The organism is Brevibacillus sp. NPDC058079 (genome assembly GCF_042885155.1).
Lineage (GTDB): Bacteria > Bacillota > Bacilli > Brevibacillales > Brevibacillaceae > Brevibacillus.
On record NZ_JBHVSO010000003.1, the window covers coordinates 107,164 to 126,191 of the forward strand.

Below are 19,028 nucleotides of genomic sequence, written 5' to 3' on the forward strand. Positions count from 1 at the left end.
CATTCTCAAAAATATGCGATGGTATGGCGGATCATTCGCCCTTCAATTCGGCAAGTCGTGCAATCACTTTATCCCGCTTATCCATGTAGTCTGCCATCTTCGCTTTTTCCTCTGCGACTACTTTTTCAGGTGCCTTGGCCATAAATCCGGCATTGTTGAGCTTTTTCTCAATACGCTCCACTTCGCCGTTGAGTGTCGCCACTTCTTTTTCCAGACGCTTCAGCTCTTGCTCGATATCGATCAAGCCTGCCAGTGGAAGGAACAATTCTGCTCCCGTGATCACAGCAGACATCGCTTTATCAGGCATAGCCAGATCCAGGCTGATTTCCAGACGCTCAGGGTTGCAGAAACGGCTGAGGTAGTGCTCACCACGTGTCAGACGCTCAGCGGACAATGCATCGCTTGGCTTGATCAGGAGCTCAATTTTCTTGGACATTGGTACGTTTACTTCTGCACGGATGTTGCGTACGCTGCGGATGATATCCATCAACTGGTTCATTTCGCTTTCTGCTTCAGCAAAAATCCATTGCTCGTTAACAGTTGGCCAAGGTGCTACTGTGATGCTCTCGCCTTGGTGCGGCAATGCCTGCCAAATTTCCTCCGTGATGAACGGCATGAACGGATGCAACAGCTTGAGTGTTTGATCCAGAACTGTAACCAGAACGGATTGGGTTGTCTTCTTCGCTGCTTCATCTGTACCATACAGCGGCAGCTTCGCCATCTCGATATACCAGTCACACAGGTCATCCCAAATGAAGTTGTAAAGCACACGGCCTGCTTCACCGAATTCAAATGCGTCAGACAGACGGGTTACATCTGCGATTGTCGCTTGGAGGCGGGAAAGAATCCATTTGTCTGGTGTAGACAGCTCACCGCTCAAATCGATTTCCTCGTATTTGAAGTCAGCCAGGTTCATCAAGGCAAAACGAGACGCGTTCCAAATTTTGTTCGCGAAGTTGCGGTTTGCCTCCACCTTTTCCCAATAGAAGCGTTGGTCATTTCCTGGGGAATTCCCTGTCGCCAATGTGTATCGCAGCGCATCCGCTCCGTACTTCTCAATCACTTCCATCGGATCGACACCGTTGCCGAGTGATTTGGACATTTTGCGGCCCTCGGAGTCGCGAATAATGCCGTGAATCAAGACGGATTCAAACGGACTTTTCCCGGTAAATTCAAGACCTGAGAACATCATGCGAGCAACCCAGAAGAAGATAATATCATAGCCTGTTACCAGGACATTCGTTGGATAGAAGTACTTCATGTCCTCGGATTCTTCCGGCCAGCCCAGGGTCGAGAACGGCCATAGACCAGAGGAGAACCATGTATCGAGAACGTCGTTGTCCTGCTCCAGCTTGTGGCTGTGGCAGCTTGGGCACTCAGTCACATCTGCGCGAGATACAATCGTTTCGTTACAATCTCCGCAATACCATGCAGGAATTCGGTGACCCCACCACAGCTGACGGGAGATGCACCAGTCGCGGATGTTTTCAATCCAACGCAGGTAATTCGTCTTGAAGCGCTCTGGGACGAATTTCACGCTCTCAGGGCTATTTGCATTAGCCAGTGCTTCGTCAGCCAAAGGTTGCATTTTTACGAACCATTGGGTAGAAAGGTATGGTTCTACGACTGCATCGCTGCGCTCACTATGTCCAACCTGATGAATATGCTCCTCAACTTTGAACATCACACCTTGCTTAGTCAAATCTTTGATGATTTGCTTGCGGCATGCGAAGCGATCCAAGCCTTTGTAGATACCAGCCAGCTCGTTCATCGCGCCCGTCTCATCCATGACAACGATTTGTGGCAACTGATGACGAAGACCCAATTCAAAGTCATTCGGATCGTGTGCTGGCGTAATTTTTACAGCGCCAGAACCAAACTCAGGATCAACGTAGTCATCTGCGACGATTGGAATTTCGCGTCCTACGATTGGCAAAATCACGGTTTTGCCGATCATGTCCTTGTAACGCTCATCTTCCGGATGTACAGCTACAGCCGTATCACCGAGCATCGTTTCAGGACGGGTTGTAGCTACTTCGATATAACCGGTGCCATCTGCCAATGGGTAACGCATGTGATGCAGCGCACCTTTTACTTCCTTGTAGATTACTTCAATATCAGACAGAGCTGTGCGGGCAGCAGGGTCCCAGTTAATGATGCGGTTGCCGCGATAGATCAAGCCTTTTTCATACAGTCGAACAAATACTTCGCGGACAGCTTGGGACAAGCCTTCATCCATCGTAAAACGCTCGCGGGAGTAATCCAAGGCAAGACCGAGCTTTTCCCACTGCTCACGAATATGCGAAGCGTAGATGTGCTTCCACTCCCATATTTTTTCCACGAATTTTTCGCGGCCCAGATCATGGCGAGAGACGCCTTCTTCACGCAAGGTAGCTTCTACGCGCGCTTGAGTTGCGATACCAGCGTGGTCCATACCTGGCAAGAACAAGGTGCTGTAGCCTTGCATACGCTTGGTACGCGTAATGATATCTTGCAAAGTCGTATCCAGCGCGTGGCCCAAGTGCAATTTACCAGTTACGTTCGGGGGTGGAATGACAATCGTAAACGGACGTTTATTCGGGTCACGTTCTGCCTTGAAAAATTGTTTTTCGATCCAATACGGATACCATTTGTTCTCTGCTGCTTTTGGATCATAGTTTTTCGGCAGCAATTGGTCGATGTCGGTTGTTGGCTGTGTAGACATGTACGACTCCTCCTATTAGCATAACTTGCTTTGCAAAAAATAAAAAAACCCTTCATCGCAAAGGACGAAAGGATTATTTTCGCGGTACCACCTTTGTTAACACACGATAAACTACATGCTTATGGCGTGTTCACTCTGACAAGATAACGGTTGCGAACCGGTCTCGGCTAGGCACATGCTTTCACCGAAAAAACTCCTGGGCGACCTTCAGCCATTCATGACCTTAGAGAATCTCGCAGCAACTGATTCTCCTCTCTGCTAAGGCGTCCTGACTTACTCTTCCCACTCATCGTTCATATCGTATGTAATTGTCGTATGGTTAGCTTTCACTATTATATACAATCACGCTGTTTGGCGTCAAACCCGGGTTTCGCCCACTTTTCCAACTGCAATGCCCAGTGCTTCGGTAAAACCGAGCACGCCCAAAATATCGAGAATTTCTTCTCGGACATTGACGATTTCTACCTGTTTGCCCATGGCCAACAGTTCTTTCGTGGTAAAAAACAGGCTTCCAATACCGGAAGAATCTACAAAGGAGACACCTTGAAAATCGACGGTAACGGATTGATTTCGCCCTCCATACTGCTGGAGCAATTCACCTACTCGATCTCCTACAGCCATGTCCAACTCTCCGACGAAAAACAATGTAGCCTGTCCGTTCGCCTCTGTTGCGCGGTAGTCCATGCTCAAACTCCTCTCAATAGGTATCGGTACACCCAATCTGCTCGTCCTTTTACTATATTACCCATTTTCATTCACTTGCAAACATTTGGCTTTTTGGAAATGGTTGCTTAACGTGAAAGGATACATTCTAAAATAAGCTTTGTGCCTGCCAGGGAGCTGCTCAAATAAACACGATCACAGTATTGCAGGATCACGTGAAAACCTGCCCCGAGCGAGTGGCGCGTAGAAAATCCTTGTTGTAGGGTAGCTCGCGGGATATCCTCGAGCAAAATTCCTTGTCCTTCATCATGGATCACAGCGCGGCACATCTGCCTGTCATTCGTTAGGTATAACGTAACCACACCGCCATTTCCGTGCTTCAACGTATTGGAAGCAGCTTCGTTGACCGCAACGAGAAACTGTAGCATTCGTTTATCAGAAATGCCTTGTGGTTCCAAAGCTTGCTTGAACAATTTACGCAGTTCTGCAAGCTGCTCCGGTAAACGGATATCGATTGCCAAGAGCTTATGCCCTTCCCGAAGCAAGAAAAATAATTCTTCATCACTAAGCAACAATAGCTTACCTTCTGTGACCACACCCAGAATATCTCTGTAGATCTCCCATTCCCGTCTTTTGCGTTTTCGTTCTTCTGCTATGACGGCGGTGACGTCAATCAAAGCGATTCCACAGGTCCGATCTGGCAATACAGATGTGTATAATTCAAACACCTTTGTGCCATCTGTGGTGACAATTTGCTCCCTTACAGGACCACCCGATCCAGCCGCATCTTCGACGAGTCGTTGCATTTCTCTCTCTACTTCCAAACTCGCACGAACGTCACCCAGCGGACGCACTTTCCCTTCATCGTAAAGATAGAGGAAAACGGTCTCGATCTGACGCAGTATGGATAACTTCTGAATCTCTTGTTTTATTAATCGCCCCCGCTCGTCGTCTCGATCCTTCCAATGTAACAAGACGTCTGCCGGGTCCAATTCGCCACTCATGTGCCATGTATGAAATTCTTCCAGGAGCAATCGCTCCAGAACGTCTTCCCGTCGCAAAACTTTTTCGATATCGATAATATGGTACGGATCACCTGCTATACCACGCAATCCGCTACCGATAATTCGGAAATCATAGGCGAGCTCTATTTCTATGCGTCCGTGCAAAGCATGATCAGAACTGCTTAACCCAATGGTCGTCCGGCTCACTGCTACCAGCTTCGCCTGGAACGATTCCATCGTTGCTAGGTTCGTCACCTTTACAGTGCGGGGCGGAACTACTTTGCTCGCTGCACCGCCAGAACGTAGCGCGACAAGGCAATTATCACAAGTGGGATTGTCCGGACAACGCTCACACAAAATCACAGTTCATCCTCCTATTCACGCGCAACTACACGAGGGCTATACTCTCTTCAGGCTCAAATTGAAGAATCAACACAGAAATATCATCCGTTTGGTTTCGCTGCTGTGTTATCTCCATTAAGTAGGCCTCAACTCGATTCATCGATTCCTGCTTACTATCACCAGGCATCTTTAATAAGGAGGATAGTTCTTCTAGCCAATGCCTACTGCCTCGACACACTTCTTTTCTCCCTGAATCCAGCAAACCATCTGTGTAGAGCAATAGCATGCCCTCTTCTTCTAAGGGTACCTCCTCCATTTGATACGTGCTATCGGGCAAAAGCCCTAGGCCGACTCCACCCTTGCTAGCTAAAATGGTTTGATTCGACTTGGACAAATAAAAAGGCTGTGGATGTCCTGCCCTGCTAAAACGAATTTTGTGTTCCACCTCGTCATAGACAGCAACCAGCATCGTAATGTAAGAACGGGTTTTCACTAAATCTGCATAAAGCAACTGATTGAGTCTTTCCAAAATCTCATCCGGCAAATAGCTGGACTGCAAAACCTGCCTTACAGCAATCCTAATCCCCGTTGCCCAAATACTGGCCAAAAAACCGTGCCCGGACACATCCGCAATGATAAAACAGGTGTAGCGATCATCGATTTGTCTATAGTCAATGTAGTCCCCGCCTACATAATCGACTGGCACGTAAACCGTTCTTGTTCGCAAACTGGTTAACTGTAATTCTTCTGTGGGAATGAGCTTCGACTGCATGCGTCTAGCCAGCTTCATCTCCATCTCGATTTCTCGCTGCCCTGATGACTGGTCCTGTTGACATCTGAGGATCAACGCCCGAATGTTCACGAGGAGTAGCCCATAAAAAGATTTCTCCAGTTCCTTTAGCTCACGGTCATTGACGTTACTCTGGACGAACAAGCGGACATAACGCGGTGTTTGAGCGGTGTCACACTGTTCCGAGACAACAATGCGCTCCTCTACTTCGCGCTGCACTTTTGCGCTCTCTTTGTTGCCACGCTCGATCCGAAAATAGACAGCACCTAGAGCCGATTCAAACGTGATCGACAAAAAGCACGGCTTGTCCATTTTCACGAACCACGTATCGACCAACTCTTCTATAAATGGCATGAGACTCTCGTAATTGACTTGGCGCTTGCTTTGCTCATTGCTGGTCATCACCAGATACTCGTAATTCTGTTTCAATTCCATTAGTTTGACCAATTGATGATTCATCCCCGAGCCACTCCCATACACACTTTAGCATAATTCTTTCTTTCGGGAATTGCGAAAAGGGTTATGGCAATTTTCAAAAACATTGTGATCACCTTTATTCGTTTCGTCCTAGCCTTCCTGCCCTACACCTTCCCTTTTCAGGCACCATTCAAACCACTATCTACTTCAATGAAAATGTTTTAGGCGTTTGCTCAAGGTTGTAGACACTGTCCAAAGTTGCCGCGCATATGCTGGAATGAGGTGATTGTGATGAATTTTCGTTGGAAGTATAACCCCACGTATTTACGGATCAAATACGGATGCAAACAGGTGCTCTTTCCGCTGTTGGTTTTTCAATTTATCCGAACGATTGTGTTTCCTACCTCTTTTGATGTCGTCCTTCTCGGTTTGTTAGCCATGCTCTATGTTGCCATCTCCCTTGAATGGTTATAAAAAAGAAAAACAACGCCCCACGCGGTGAGACGTTGCTCATTAAAAGGCTTGCTGGACCCAACGATGCAGGCGCATCAGACGGTCCATATCTTTTTCAAAACGTTGGACAGCGTAAAACTCGGTCCACTCACGGGGATGATGATAATAAATATCCAAGTCTCTCATGATCCTCTCTGGGAAGGAGAGAAACGAAGCCATCAGTTCAATTTCTTCCGGCCGCAGCGGAAATATCTCGGCATAGCGATGGAATAGTTGAGAAGCCCCAACCTCATCCCCCGCCATTTGAAAATAGGTACGATAAAATAGCGTCAAATCACGCACTGGTGTATCAAAGCTGGCACGATCAAAATTAAGCAGCCGTCCTTTTCCCGATCGATCTGGCACAACATGCTCAGGATTCGGGTTACCATGGATCAACGATAAGCGAAAATGAGCATGTGTCTCATGACGCTCTCGCCAATCGGTCAATAAGTCTGTCGCTGTTTGAGCCATTTCTTCAAGAAACTCCTTGTTAGCCAAAAACACCAGGTCAAAAGGGGAAGGATATTTACGTTCCTGCGCAAGTGTTGCCGCCTTATTCATTTGGTCTTGCCAATATTGCCAACGGTTCAGCAAGGAGTCGATAAGTGGCTCTACCTGTCTCGGATCATCGTAGCGATAGTTTTGTGTCAAATGATGAAGCTCCGCCAAACGCTCCAAGGCAGTGGGCGCCCAAGACAAGGGCTGCTCGGCCCATTCCTCACTTCCTGGCTGCCAAGGGGTTACGTAAAAGGCGGTGCTACCTTGTTGGACAAAAGGATCATCGTATTTCGTGTACGTAAAAGGAACCGCCCCATCCCATCCACGATGCTGCAATTGACGCAGCATATCGCTGACGAAAACAAGACGTTGAGCAGGTATTTGCGCTCGTTTGCATACGAAGGAGCCGTAGGGAGTCGTCGCCTTAAATACATTTGGCTCCTTTAAAACGTCAATGCTCTGGGCATACATGTCATACTCTTTGAACAAAGGAGCAATGTCATCAAACCGACTCATAGACTCCCTCCCTCCTCGAACGCTCGGCCCGCTCGGCAATATGCCGAAGCAGCAAGTCAACAGATTGTTGGCTCTGCAAGGCGTGCTCAATACCAGCGATCGACGATTCTTGATCCAGCGATACGCGCTTAACGTACGATTCGATACTCCTGTACACTTCACGAGGACGAGCCATAAAGGCGAGTATCAACGAATAGTTTCCATAGGTGAGTGGCTTGATTTCTTCATAGCCGTCAAAAAAAGCGTCAATCTGTTTCAGATCTTTGTGGGTCAAAAAGTGATCGCGCAAAAAAGTGGCAACGTCGCGTTGCTGGACTGAAATTACCGGCCTGAAAAAACCTCTCAAGTACAACTTCCCGTTTATCATACCCCAGTTGTCACGCAAAAGGTCCCGATGGGATACAGCAACCGCCTCCGGAGTAATTCGCTCATGGGCAAGCATCGCAGCGGAACGGTCCATTCTTTGCAGCATAGGGGTCATGAGTTCCGATACCCAACGATTCTCCTTAGAATTCCGCCCAGATTTGGCTCGAAATGATTCGACCAGCTCTTTGGCGCGTCTTCCTTTTTCTTCCACTCGCTGCTTTTCCTGCTTGAGCAAATCACTTCCAGACAGTAAAGGACTTTCCTGCTGAGACTGATGCATCATCGCGATCACGCGTCCGCATTGCCTCGCCATGTCATGGCCGGGCTGATAGTCTTCGAATTGTCGGTGATGATCGGTCATGGTAACGCCGCGTTTACCCAAAATCAAAAATGGCTTGGTGTCTCTCGTCCGAATAAACCGCTCCACTTCTCGAAACCCCTGACGAGCCAGTCGTTCGCGCCAAGCAAACGACCAGCGCATCACATCTACACGTGGCCAAACGTGGAGTTCTTTGGGGCCCCGGTTTGTCTCCAGTAAATAGCAATCATCTAGGGGCGTAATTCGGATTACGCGCGCCCGATATTGCTGGCAAACCTCGGAGAGATCAATTTTATCCACGGTCCCCCACTCCTCTATTGTGGGATGTACAGAATCTGCCCTGCTACAAGCTGCTCGGAAGCTAATCGGTTTACTTCCACGATTTTGGAAACAGGCAAGGAGTATCGTTGTGAAATATGCTCTAACGTCTCATCTCGCTGAATAATGCACATTTTCAGCTGACTGGAACGCTCTTCTTTTCTCCGGACAAACGACGTTAGATTTTGCATAGCCTCCACCGTAGAAGCGTTGACATTCGCCGCAGACCCATATCGCGAAGAGCTAGATGAAGATTCCGCCTCTAACGCCATCGCTTCCTGTTTGGCACGACTCGCTTGTGAGAAGATGGAAGTAATGTTCACACGACTTCTATCTTCCTGGGAGGGTTTCCCTGAAATCGCCACTCGCACTTCTACATCTTCCGCGGCAGCCTCTGGTTGTGCAACGACTGGTTCTGCTTCCGGCTCAGGTTCTGACTCGGATACAACACTGGCTTCCACCGCTTCTTGCACGGCTTCCTGCGACTCCGCTTCGACTGATGACCCTGTAGGTTCATTGGAAACTTGCTGGTATGCGATTGCCTGTTGATCGTGGATAGCCAGTATAGGCTCCTCATGTCCTTGTTCTTTTTCGGCTATTTCTCTCATCTGCTCTTGCTCATCTGCCAATACTGACTGCTCGGAATAGGCGACAGAAGAATCGTACGAAGCAGATTGTTGGGAATCGAAGTCATACGAAATAGGAGCAGTCTCCCAGGACTCTGGAAGATTGGACTGTGCTGACTGTGCCACTTCCAGCACATCACCATATTGCTCGTAGTATTCATCCTCATCGGATTGAGCAATAGCCGGAGTATCGAACATGGAAGGAGATTCGGTTGATTCATAGGATGCTGGCAATGCCTGCCGCTCCAATTCCTCCTCCAGCGCACTCAGCTTTTGATCAATGTCATCGAGGGACGTCTGTTCCGTATATTCTTGCCCATCATCCCTAGCAGCAAAGGTGTATTCCCACGCTCCTTCGCCTGGACCTGCTGCCTGCGTTTCGATCTGCTCCGCTTGTTCTGCTCTATCCCCGAGGACTATCCCCAAAATCTTCAGATCGGCATCAATGAGCATTTGATGTGGTGATTCCAGCTTGTAGTCAAAGCTGTCCACAATTGCATAGATGTCTCCGATCTCGGTAATCCGATCCAATGGAATGGTGATGTTCAACGGAATGCGATGACCGATCTGTTCCTCCCAGCCATAAAAGGCTTGATCCGATGCTTCCTGGCGAAAGGGAGTAAAAGTCATGGCCTCAACCAGCGATTCTCCTTCGCCGCCTGTCGCTTCTGCGGCTTCCCTGATTGGCTCGTACTTCCCTACTAATTGCAAGCAACCCGTGATCGAGATGTAGGAATCGTTTTCCAACACTTCCACATCTGGAACCAATTCCAGCTCTTGCAATTCACCTATTCCAGCTCTATCGGATGAGAGGAAAATGGTCTCCTTGATGGCAAAAGAGAGTTGCCCATCCTGTAATGCCATTCGTGCTCCTCCTTTCAAGTGCAGGACATTTCCCTATACTATATGGACAGGACGAGCCGTTTAGCACCGAAAAAAAAGGAAAAACCGGGGTTATCTATCTCCCCGGTTTTACAGACGCGATCCATTCTGCTATTGCTTTTTTCCCCTGATCAATACAATCGGGTACACCTACGCCACTGTACGACGCACCTGCCACGATAACACCAGGGAGTTTTTCTTTTAATTGATTGTTCACATCCTGCACCCAAGCCTGATGTCCGACAACATATGGTATGGCATTTTGCAAACGTGATACGTTATAAAAATCCGGCTCTGCTCGAATCGTCATAATCTTGCGCAGATCGCGGAGGACAACCTCCAAAATTTCCTCGTCTGTCTGCTCCATGAAGGATTGCTCTCCTGCTCTCCCTATGAAGCTACGCAGCAAGGCTTTGTTTTTCGGCGTCGTATGCGGCCATTTGCGATGCGCCCACGTACAAGCGGTAATTTTTGCTCCAGAATGCCGCGGTACAATAAATCCTGTCCCTTCCATTCCTAAATCAATGGCTGACTCTGGAAACGCCATCGCGATGGTTGCAACCATATGCGGCTTCGCTTGTGGCAGAGTAGGAACTTGTACATAAGGACGGAACAACGGCTCTGCGACAGCATGTGGCAAGGTAAACAATACCGTATCCGTCTCAATCGTTTCCCCATTTTTCAATACCAATGTGTACTTCCCGTCTGGACGTTTCACCAGTTCTTTGACACCGGTATTCTTGGAGATGACTTCTTCAGGCAGACTCTTCTCGATTGCCTCCACTAAGGACTGCAAGCCGTTCTTCAACGTCAGGAAGATGCCTTTTGGCTTTTCTTGCGTTTTTACTTGCGGGCGAGAATGCTTCATCGCTACGATCAAGCTGCGATGCTGCTCCTCCATTTTGGCGAATTGAGGAAAACTCGCAAGCAAGCTGAGTTTGTCGAGATCCCCGGAGTATACACCGGACAATAAAGGCGCTATAAGATTATCAATAACTTCATTACCTAGCCTACGCCGAAAAAAGTCACCCACGGAGATATCGCCGTCTCCTTTTGATGCAGGAAGAACGAGATCCAAAGCTGCTCGAAGCTTGCCCGGCCAAGAAATAAGATCGGTCGTGACAAAGGGCATGAGCTTCGTCGGTACACCCATGACCGCTCCTTCTGGTATAGCTTTCAGGCGATCCTGATGCCAAATATAAGCTTGGCCTGTACTGTTGCGAACGAGATCATCCGCAAGCCCCAAGTCCACTGCCAGCTCAGCCGCACTCGTTTTCCGCTCGAGAAACGAATCGGGACCTTGCTCAATCACAAACCCTTCGTGACGCCATGTCTTGATTTTCCCACCAAGTCGTCCCTGCTCTTCAAGCAGTTGAAAACGGATTGGCAAGCCTTTTGCTTCGATTTCCTTTTGTAAGTAATAAGCAGCGGTTAACCCTGTGATGCCGCCGCCTATAATCGTAATATGATAGGTATTATCGCTCATATGATCGATCCCCTAATTCGCCAGCTTCTTTCCGACTGCATCAGCCAGACAGGAAATGAACGCAGGTCTGGCGTTAGGCATCGGTGGACGATTGTAATGTACCCTTAGCTCATCTGTAACCGCTTTGCATTCCACATCATTATCAAACAGAACTTCCAAATGCTCCGCAATAAATCCGACAGGACAGTAAACAAATGCTTGGTAGCCTTTTGCTTCGTACAGCTCTCTAGTCAAATCCTGTACATCTGGTCCCAACCACGGATCAGGTGTATTTCCGGCGCTTTGCCATCCGATTGCATAAGAAGTGACCCCTGCTCGCTCGGCAATGAGCTTTGCTGTCTCTTCCAGTTGCATTGGGTACGGATCACCTGACTTCAAGATTTTTTCCGGCAGGCTGTGAGCGGAGAAGATCACAACTGCTTGTCCACGCTCTTCATCCGTCATCGTAGCAAACGTCGCTTGAATAGCATCTGCCCAATATCCGATGAAGCCTGGTTCCAGATACCAGCTCTCAATGCTCTGGATGACAGGTCCGCCAATTGCCTCGGAATGCTCCTGTGCTCGTCCATTGTATTCTTTGACGCTGTAGCTGGAATAATGAGGCGCCAGAACAAGACTGATCGCTTCTGTAATCCCATCCCGCTTCATTTGCTCTACTGCGTCTTCGACAAACGGAGCGATATGCTTCAAACCAAGGTACCCTACAAATTCACGGTCTGGGTAGCGTTTGTTCATTTCCTGCTCGAGAGCGCGCACTTGCTCATCTGTAATGTCTGCAAATCGATTCAATCCATCTACAGCCTCGTAACGCGCCATCAAATCATCGAGCAGTTCTTGTGGTGGCTTACGACCACGGCGAATGTGCGTATAGTATGGTTCAATCTGTTCAGGACTGCGTGGCGTTCCATACGCCATTAACAAGAGTCCGATCTTCTGCTTTGACATGTAAGCGCCCCTCCTGATTAGATGTCCCTTTTGTAACTATGGATGAACTTCGTCAGTTGTTGCAGTGTTTCTACTTTGGCGTCAGGGAATACGCCGTGTCCCAGATTGAAAATGAAGCCTGGCTGTTTTGTGCCTTCATCCAAAATTTCCTTCGCCTTCGCTTCGAGCTTCTCCCAAGGAGCCAATAGCAGCGTTGGGTCCAAATTGCCTTGCAGCGACTTCGTCACACCCATCTCACGAGCAGTTGTAATCGAAGTACGCCAGTCCAGACCAACCACATCAACAGGCAAGCGGTTCCAATCCATCAAAAGATGACCAGCGCCGATACCAAAATAGATCGTTGGCACGCCAGTATCTTTTAGTGCATTGAAGATACGAGTCATGACAGGTGTAATGTACTCGCGGTAATCTTCGTCATTCAATGCACCGACCCACGAATCAAATACTTGCACAGCTTGTGCACCTGCTTTAATTTGCGCCTTGAGGTAGGTGATAGTCATATCGCCCAGTTTTTCCATCAGCGCCTGCCAAGCAACTGGCTCGGTATACATGAATGCTTTTGTCTTATGATAGTGCTTGGAAGGGCCGCCTTCGATCAAATAGCTAGCCAGTGTAAATGGTGCACCTGCGAAACCGATCAATGGAACAGATAATTGCTGACGCAAAATCTTAATGGATTCAAGAATGTACGGCACATGCGTTTCCGGATCGAGCTCAAGCAGACGCTCAACATCCTTCAAGGATTCGATTGGGTTCGCGATCACAGGACCAATCCCAGATTCGATATTTACATCCACACCAATCGGTTTTAGTGGCGTCATGATGTCTGCAAACAAGATTGCAGCGTCAACGCCCAGTTGCTCAACTGGAAGACGTGTCACTTCCGCGCAAACTTCCGGTATGTAGTTCATTTCAAAAAAGCTATGCTTCGCGCGGATGGCGCGGTATTCTGGCTGATAACGCCCTGCCTGTCGCATGTACCAGACCGGAACATGCTCTGTCGCTTCACCGCGACATGCTTTCAAAAACGTGTCGTTAAAAGTTTTTGCGGTCATGAATAAACCTCGCTTTGCACAATTATGTTTCCTTCAATATGATACCATTCGTCATTCGACAAGTAATGTCTCTTTTGTGTCAAAATCTTTTCGTTTCTTCCGTTTCCAATCCTATCCATCAGTGTTTCCAAACTTCTCCTATTGAATGCGAACGTCCCCGGTAGAACTTCGCACAGTCATTTTGGGTCCACCTGATCCAATCGATGCCTTCACTTTGTATTCCTCGTTCTTTTCATAGGTAAGGTTAGACCAGGTGGTTTCAATGCCTCCTGTATCTGTCGTTACTTCCAACTGTGCTGCAACAGGCTCCTTGGCTACTGTCACTCGAATATCCCCGGTATCCGTTCGAATAGAAACGTCATGGGTCAACTCTGGCATTGTCAGTTTATCAATCTCGCCTGTGGAGCTTTCAATGACAACGGCCGAGCGAACATTCGCCAGATTGATATCTCCTGTAGCTGTCTGGACGTCAAGTGCTTCTCCTTCATAGCCCGACACATCCACATCTCCATTGCTGGTGGATATTTTCGTGTTCTTTGCACGCAGCATTCCGCTCTTGATATCCCCTGTCATCGTTGCAAGCTGGACGTTCTCATACACTTTTTCTGGCAGGAAGAGCTCCAGCTTTACCTTTCCGTTGCGAGGATAAAACATATTGACGTGAGGGCGTTCACGCAGTTCTATGAGAAGCGTACCATCTGGTGAGACTACACTCTGAAACTCCAGTCGCTCCTGCTGTTGTTCGGATACTTCCCCGACCATCCGTACGCTCGCTTTTGGTTGCTTGCTTGCCATGATTTCCACATCAGCCGTTTCCGTCAGCAACTCAATCGCTTTTACCTCTTGTTCGATCATGCGCTCTTCATTGACTTGTTTTAACGAAAAGGAGAAATTTTCTTGCTTCGTAAAGAGCCAGATGATTCCACATACACCGATGATGAACAAAAGAAGACTTATTCCAAAGAGTCTTTTCCCCAAATTTCGCATCTCATTTCCCCCTGATCATCTTCACGTTGAACTGGAGATAACGCAAGAACTGGCGATACAGCCATTTCGTCAATCGTAGCAAGCCGATGGCAAACATTCCGCCCAATCCTACGGAAACCATGCTGGAGAACAACAAGAAAAGTCGCTCTTGAGACGGGGCAGGAATCCCGTAATCCAAGAATATTCCGACTGGCGCGACCAAAAGCGCCGCAGTCATCGCATACAACCCCATCAGTATACCAATCAGGCCTAAAAATGGCCCCAAAACAAAGACGAGATTGAAAAATCCCAAGCTGATCGTGGCGACAATCGCTCTCGTCATATTCCCTACCGATGCGTTGGACTGTGCTTGATCAATTCGGTAGCCAGCCAAAAGCTCGCGTGCCACTAGCTTCGGACTTCCCAATCCTTCTGCAATTTCAAACTCCGTCTTTCCTTGTTTCATTCCCGAGAGAAAATGCTCTGTATAATCGGCAAGGATGTCTAAACGTTCTTTATCAGGCAAAGCGCTAAGCAAAGCATTTAACTCATCCATAAACTCACGCCTTGTCATATCCGAGTCCCTCCTCTATGATCTCATTTACTCCGCGGTTAAATATTCGCCACTCCAAGACGAGGTCATTCATGTATTGACGACCCCGATTTGTCAGCTGGTAATATTTCCGTGGGGGTCCCTCTTGTGATTCCGCCAAATAGGTCGTAAAAAATCCTTCCTGGGTCAAACGGCGAAGCAAGGGGTAAACCGTTCCTTCAGAGATATGGAATTTTTCTGAGATGCTCGCAACTAGTTCGTAGCCGTATCTGTCCTGCTTAGCTGTCAAGACGAGAACACACAGCTCCAGAACCCCTTTTTTAAACTGTACGTTCATCAACATCACCCATGTAAAAGCTTACCAAATGGCTACTATATATTGCAAGGTACTTCATAATAACAAAACCTCTTTTTCGCAGCATATCAAGAAGGTGCGACCGCGTTTTAGAGGTAGTTTATTGTGTCCGTACAGTAAAAAATGGACAGGGAGGTTTTTCTCCACCCCTGTCCGGTCAAACCTTATTTTACTTCAACAATGCGGTCTTCTACTTTTGGATTGACAGTTTTACGCTTGATCAAGCCTTCTTCCACAATGCTGTACATGGACAAGCCTGTGTTGAAGAATGGCTTTTTCAAAGATTCGTAACCATCTCCGCCTGCTGCCAGGAAGTCGATCGTTGCCACTTTATACGTTTTGGTCAGGTCAAGCGCCTTGTCGCCAACTTTTACTTCTACTACGCGCTCGCCAGCTGGCTTGGATGGGTTGTACGTGAAGCTCATGCCGCTCACTTGCGGGAAGCGTCCTGCTCCCTCTTCTACCTTGCTCACGCCATTTTCGAGGGCTTTCTTCAGCTCTTCGCCTGTTACTTCTACGACTGCCAGTGTATTGTTCTCGAATGGCAGGAGCGTGTACAGACCTTTTTTCGTGATATCGCCTGCTGGCAACTGTGTACGGATTCCACCACCGTTAGCGAGTGCTACATCTGCCTCATAGCCTTTGATGGACTGCGTGCGCTCCAGCATGATATCTGCGATCAGGTTACCTACGTTTGTTTCTTTCGTACGTACCAGTGCACGGTCACCATCGAGTGGCACTTCGGATTTCGCAATGGTAACATTCATGACAGTATCGATCTTGCCCACGATTTCTTTTACCATCTTATCTACGTCTGGATCAGCCACAACTGCTTCATCGTACTCTTTCAAACCGCCGCTGAATGCTACCAGTTCTTTGCCGAGGTAGTAGAGGTCAGCGCGTCCGAGGGACTTGCCGTACTCCCAGTCTTGTACAATGTACGTGCCGTTTACGAGTTCAGGTGCTTTCAGCGGAGTATGGGAGTGACCACCAACAATCAGGTCAATGCCAGGGACGTTTTTCGCGATTTCACGGTCTACGTTCACTCCGATGTGGGAAACAACAATCACGTGATCTACTTCTTTTTTCAGCTCAGGTACAAGTACTTTCGCCACTTCTACCGGGTTTTTGAATGTCAGCCCTTTTACGTTGTCAGGGTGAGTCAATACAGGTGTGTCTTCCGCTACGAAACCAACAAAGGCGAATTTCTTCCCACCAATCTCTGCTTTGAAAACAGGTGGCAGCAATTCTTTTCCATCTGCCTTGAACACGTTAGCAGAGATAACTGGATGCTCGAGCATGTCACGCAGCTTGAGCAGTTGCTCATAACCGAAGTCAAACTCGTGGTTACCGGCAGCCATTACGTTGTAGTCGAGGCTGTTGAGGATCGGAACAACAGATTCGCCTTTGAATTGGTTCACGAAAACGGTACCTTGGAAGGTATCACCAGCGTCCAAGAGCAAGAAGTTTTCGTTCTCTGCACGCCATTCCTTGAGCAAGGTTGCGATTTTGGCAAAGCCGAATTCTTTTTGGTTCTTGTCTTCTTGAATATGACCATGTGTATCGTTGGTGTGTGCAATCGTTACATGCGTGGTAGCAGCATCACCCAATGCTTGGAAAAATTCACCGCGCGTTACAGTCGCTTTGCTGTCGAGCTTCATTTTGTAGCCCAATTTGTCAGCCATTTGTGTCAGCTTGGCAGACGTTACGGCTTGCGCAGGGTTTTTATAGTCGTCTTGTGTGAGAGCACCTTGGCTCTTTGCCCAGTCGAAGTAAGGAGTAGACCAATGAGCTCCCTTAGCGGCTGCTCCCAGTTTTGCCTCTTTCAATTTAGAAAAAACAACAGTAGCCTCCGCGAGAGTCACGGCACGATCCAAAGCAAGATCGCCATTTTGACCCGCTGATACAATTGCCTTTTTCACCATCCAGTCAGTGTGCTGTACGGGATGCAATGGTGCTGCAAATGCTGAGGAAGACATCAGCGATGCAAACACGATAGATGCAAACGCCGTCATCGTAATCCGACGTGCCTTTTTCATGATAATTTCCCCTCTCGTCTATGTATAAATAAATAGGATAACGTTTTCATTATAGCAAAATTTGCTAGGACTATGGTGTGATATTTGTTTACTTTCTGTTTAGAAAGCTCTTGAAGGCCTCTGCCATTTTCTCTGGTGCCTCTACCATGCCCATATGCCCAACATCAGGCAACAACACTTGCTCTACGTTATTTTTATCTACTGTAAAAGTTTTTTCAGAAGGAATGATCTGGTCCTCTGTTCCTGCGACTAATAGCACAGGTAAAGTCGTTTCTTGCAGCACATGATTGCGATCCGCTCGATCACGCATGGCGATTAATGTTTGGATGGCTCCAACCGGGTTCGTCGCAAAACCAATTTCTTTTGCTAGCTGGACTTCTTCTCTCATCGTCTCGACATGGGAAGGTGCGAACAGCTTCGGTACGAGGGCTTTGATAAACGGCTCCATTCCATTTTGGCGGATGTTGTCTGCGCCTTTATCCCGATTGGCTTTGGCAGTGTCGTCATCTGGATATGGCGTCGAATGGATCAAGCCAAAGCTCGCTAGCTTGTCCGCGTATTGATTTGCAAATGCCAAGGTCACATAGCCACCGAGCGAATGTCCAAACAGATGAATCTTCGCTAAACCCAGCTCATCTACAAACAAAGCCAGATCGTCTGCAAAGCGCTCCATCGAATACGATTCATCAGGCGCCGAGCTGTTTCCATGACCACGTAAATCGATCGCAATGACACGATTGGTTTTAGACAAGAGCGGAACTAGCTTATGCCAGTAATCTGAGCTCCCGCAAAAACCGTGGATCAAAACAAGCGACTCCCCTGTTCCTTCTTCTACATAGGCTATTTTGATGCCGTTACTCAGTTGGACTTCCTTTTTCATCGAATCATACTCCTTTAATGTTTGTTTACTTCTTGTCAAAAAGTGCTGCTGACCCTTACGATTGGAAAATAACCCCTGTTTCGAAGAACATGAAAGAGGTGCATATGTAGATGGTATACCCAAAAACAGGTTCCGTGATCGTCAGGGACGGGAAAGAAATGACGTACACGCACATTCAGGCAAATCAGACGCCATCTCGCTCCGTCTGTTTTTTCTTTCCCGGAGCCAGCTATTCGTTCGACAGGCCTTATCTGTATTATTCTACCATGCTTTTATTGAGCAAACAGATCGATCTCGTCCATGTACATGCAGAGTATGGACGAGACAATACGGATTTTTGGAATAGCTCCTTCGCCAAACGAAGTGCTTGGATCAGCGAGGAGATGCAAACGGTTGTCTCACATGTGCTGGATGTTCACGCGTATGAACGAGTATTCTTCCTCGGGAAGTCACTCGGTACGGTACCGATTACATGCGGATTGCTTAAGGAATCTCGTTTTGTCCGTTCATCGGCTATCTTGTTGACGCCATTACTGACTGAGGATGTGTTCCATACGGAATTGCTGACTCTCACTCAACAGGTCTTTCTCGTCTCAGGCACCGCCGATCATTACTACAATCAGGAAGTGGTTGATCAGCTTGCTACATCCAAACCAAACATTCAGCTCCATCTCCCGCAAAACGCCAAGCACTCCCTCGATGTTGATCTCTACGTCGATGATTCCCTTCAAGTGCTACAGTCTGTCATGGGCGAACTAGCATGTTTCTTGGACAAGCAAATAGATTGACAGCAAAAACAACACCTCTTG

The 19,028-nt window shown here is 47.9% G+C and carries 17 protein-coding genes and 1 other annotated feature; of the genes, 2 read left to right on the forward strand and 15 right to left on the reverse strand.

From position 1 onward, the window contains the following. Positions 1 to 31 precede the first annotated feature (31 nt). The 4 genes from ACFVS2_RS10800 to ACFVS2_RS10815 all read right to left on the reverse strand — a co-directional run bounded on the left by ACFVS2_RS10800 (position 32) and on the right by ACFVS2_RS10815 (position 5,962). Positions 32 to 2,704, reverse strand: a complete 2,673-nt coding sequence (locus ACFVS2_RS10800; RefSeq protein ID WP_390233650.1) for a valine--tRNA ligase — start codon at positions 2,702 to 2,704, stop codon at positions 32 to 34. A gap of 57 nt (positions 2,705 to 2,761) precedes the next feature. Further along, positions 2,762 to 3,003: a binding site (T-box leader), on the reverse strand. A 58-nt stretch (positions 3,004 to 3,061) separates the two neighbouring features. Then, positions 3,062 to 3,388 (reverse strand): STAS domain-containing protein, encoded by a 327-nt coding sequence (locus ACFVS2_RS10805; RefSeq protein WP_007726674.1) that lies wholly within the window; start codon positions 3,386 to 3,388, stop codon positions 3,062 to 3,064. A gap of 107 nt (positions 3,389 to 3,495) precedes the next feature. Further along, a complete protein-coding gene (locus ACFVS2_RS10810) occupies positions 3,496 to 4,734 on the reverse strand; it encodes an ATP-binding protein (RefSeq protein ID WP_173618945.1) in 1,239 nt (412 codons plus the stop codon). Positions 4,735 to 4,759: 25 nt separating this feature from the next. Next, positions 4,760 to 5,962, reverse strand: coding sequence for a PP2C family protein-serine/threonine phosphatase (locus ACFVS2_RS10815; RefSeq protein WP_173618946.1), 1,203 nt, complete (start codon positions 5,960 to 5,962; stop codon positions 4,760 to 4,762). 249 nt (positions 5,963 to 6,211) lie between these two features. Here ACFVS2_RS10815 and ACFVS2_RS10820 point away from each other — a divergent pair, with 249 nt between their 5' ends. Further along, positions 6,212 to 6,394 carry a hypothetical protein gene (locus tag ACFVS2_RS10820; RefSeq protein WP_217367674.1) on the forward strand — a complete coding sequence of 61 codons (183 nt, stop codon included), beginning with the start codon at positions 6,212 to 6,214 and terminating at the stop codon, positions 6,392 to 6,394. A 39-nt stretch (positions 6,395 to 6,433) separates the two neighbouring features. Here the strand turns inward: ACFVS2_RS10820 and ACFVS2_RS10825 are convergent, their stop codons facing one another. The 11 genes from ACFVS2_RS10825 to ACFVS2_RS10875 all read right to left on the reverse strand — a co-directional run bounded on the left by ACFVS2_RS10825 (position 6,434) and on the right by ACFVS2_RS10875 (position 18,219). After that, positions 6,434 to 7,429, reverse strand: coding sequence for a protein kinase family protein (locus ACFVS2_RS10825; RefSeq protein ID WP_173618948.1), 996 nt, complete (start codon positions 7,427 to 7,429; stop codon positions 6,434 to 6,436). Further along, complete coding sequence (locus ACFVS2_RS10830; RefSeq protein ID WP_390233654.1) at positions 7,416 to 8,414, reverse strand: phosphotransferase; 999 nt, start codon at positions 8,412 to 8,414, stop codon at positions 7,416 to 7,418. The genes ACFVS2_RS10825 and ACFVS2_RS10830 overlap by 14 nt, the downstream gene beginning before the upstream one ends. Before the next feature lie 14 nt (positions 8,415 to 8,428). Continuing rightward, the gene (locus ACFVS2_RS10835; RefSeq protein WP_390233657.1) at positions 8,429 to 9,922 is read right to left on the reverse strand and encodes a LysM peptidoglycan-binding domain-containing protein; all 1,494 of its coding nucleotides are present in this window, start codon (positions 9,920 to 9,922) and stop codon (positions 8,429 to 8,431) included. A 94-nt stretch (positions 9,923 to 10,016) separates the two neighbouring features. Beyond that, positions 10,017 to 11,426, reverse strand: a complete 1,410-nt coding sequence (gene hemY / locus ACFVS2_RS10840; protein ID WP_390233659.1) for a protoporphyrinogen oxidase — start codon at positions 11,424 to 11,426, stop codon at positions 10,017 to 10,019. A 12-nt stretch (positions 11,427 to 11,438) separates the two neighbouring features. Continuing rightward, positions 11,439 to 12,371 carry a ferrochelatase gene (gene hemH, locus ACFVS2_RS10845; RefSeq protein ID WP_390233662.1) on the reverse strand — a complete coding sequence of 311 codons (933 nt, stop codon included), beginning with the start codon at positions 12,369 to 12,371 and terminating at the stop codon, positions 11,439 to 11,441. A 17-nt stretch (positions 12,372 to 12,388) separates the two neighbouring features. Further along, entirely contained in the window at positions 12,389 to 13,426 is a 1,038-nt protein-coding gene (gene hemE, locus ACFVS2_RS10850; RefSeq protein WP_390233665.1) for a uroporphyrinogen decarboxylase, read from the reverse strand. 138 nt (positions 13,427 to 13,564) lie between these two features. Continuing rightward, positions 13,565 to 14,413 carry a DUF4097 family beta strand repeat-containing protein gene (locus ACFVS2_RS10855; protein WP_390233668.1) on the reverse strand — a complete coding sequence of 283 codons (849 nt, stop codon included), beginning with the start codon at positions 14,411 to 14,413 and terminating at the stop codon, positions 13,565 to 13,567. A gap of 1 nt (position 14,414) precedes the next feature. Continuing rightward, positions 14,415 to 14,966: an HAAS signaling domain-containing protein gene (locus ACFVS2_RS10860; protein ID WP_173618955.1), complete on the reverse strand. Its 552-nt coding sequence runs from the start codon at positions 14,964 to 14,966 to the stop codon at positions 14,415 to 14,417. After that, positions 14,953 to 15,282, reverse strand: a complete 330-nt coding sequence (locus ACFVS2_RS10865) for a PadR family transcriptional regulator (RefSeq protein WP_017247513.1) — start codon at positions 15,280 to 15,282, stop codon at positions 14,953 to 14,955. Before ACFVS2_RS10865 ends, ACFVS2_RS10860 begins: the two co-directional genes overlap by 14 nt. Before the next feature lie 182 nt (positions 15,283 to 15,464). Next, positions 15,465 to 17,339 (reverse strand): bifunctional metallophosphatase/5'-nucleotidase, encoded by a 1,875-nt coding sequence (locus ACFVS2_RS10870; protein ID WP_390233671.1) that lies wholly within the window; start codon positions 17,337 to 17,339, stop codon positions 15,465 to 15,467. An 88-nt stretch (positions 17,340 to 17,427) separates the two neighbouring features. Continuing rightward, a complete protein-coding gene (locus tag ACFVS2_RS10875) occupies positions 17,428 to 18,219 on the reverse strand; it encodes an alpha/beta fold hydrolase (protein ID WP_390233673.1) in 792 nt (263 codons plus the stop codon). Between the two features lie 110 nt (positions 18,220 to 18,329). Between ACFVS2_RS10875 and ACFVS2_RS10880 the strand changes: the two genes are divergently transcribed. Next, positions 18,330 to 19,007, forward strand: a complete 678-nt coding sequence (locus tag ACFVS2_RS10880; protein WP_390233675.1) for an alpha/beta family hydrolase — start codon at positions 18,330 to 18,332, stop codon at positions 19,005 to 19,007. The last annotated feature ends 21 nt before the right edge of the window (positions 19,008 to 19,028 follow it).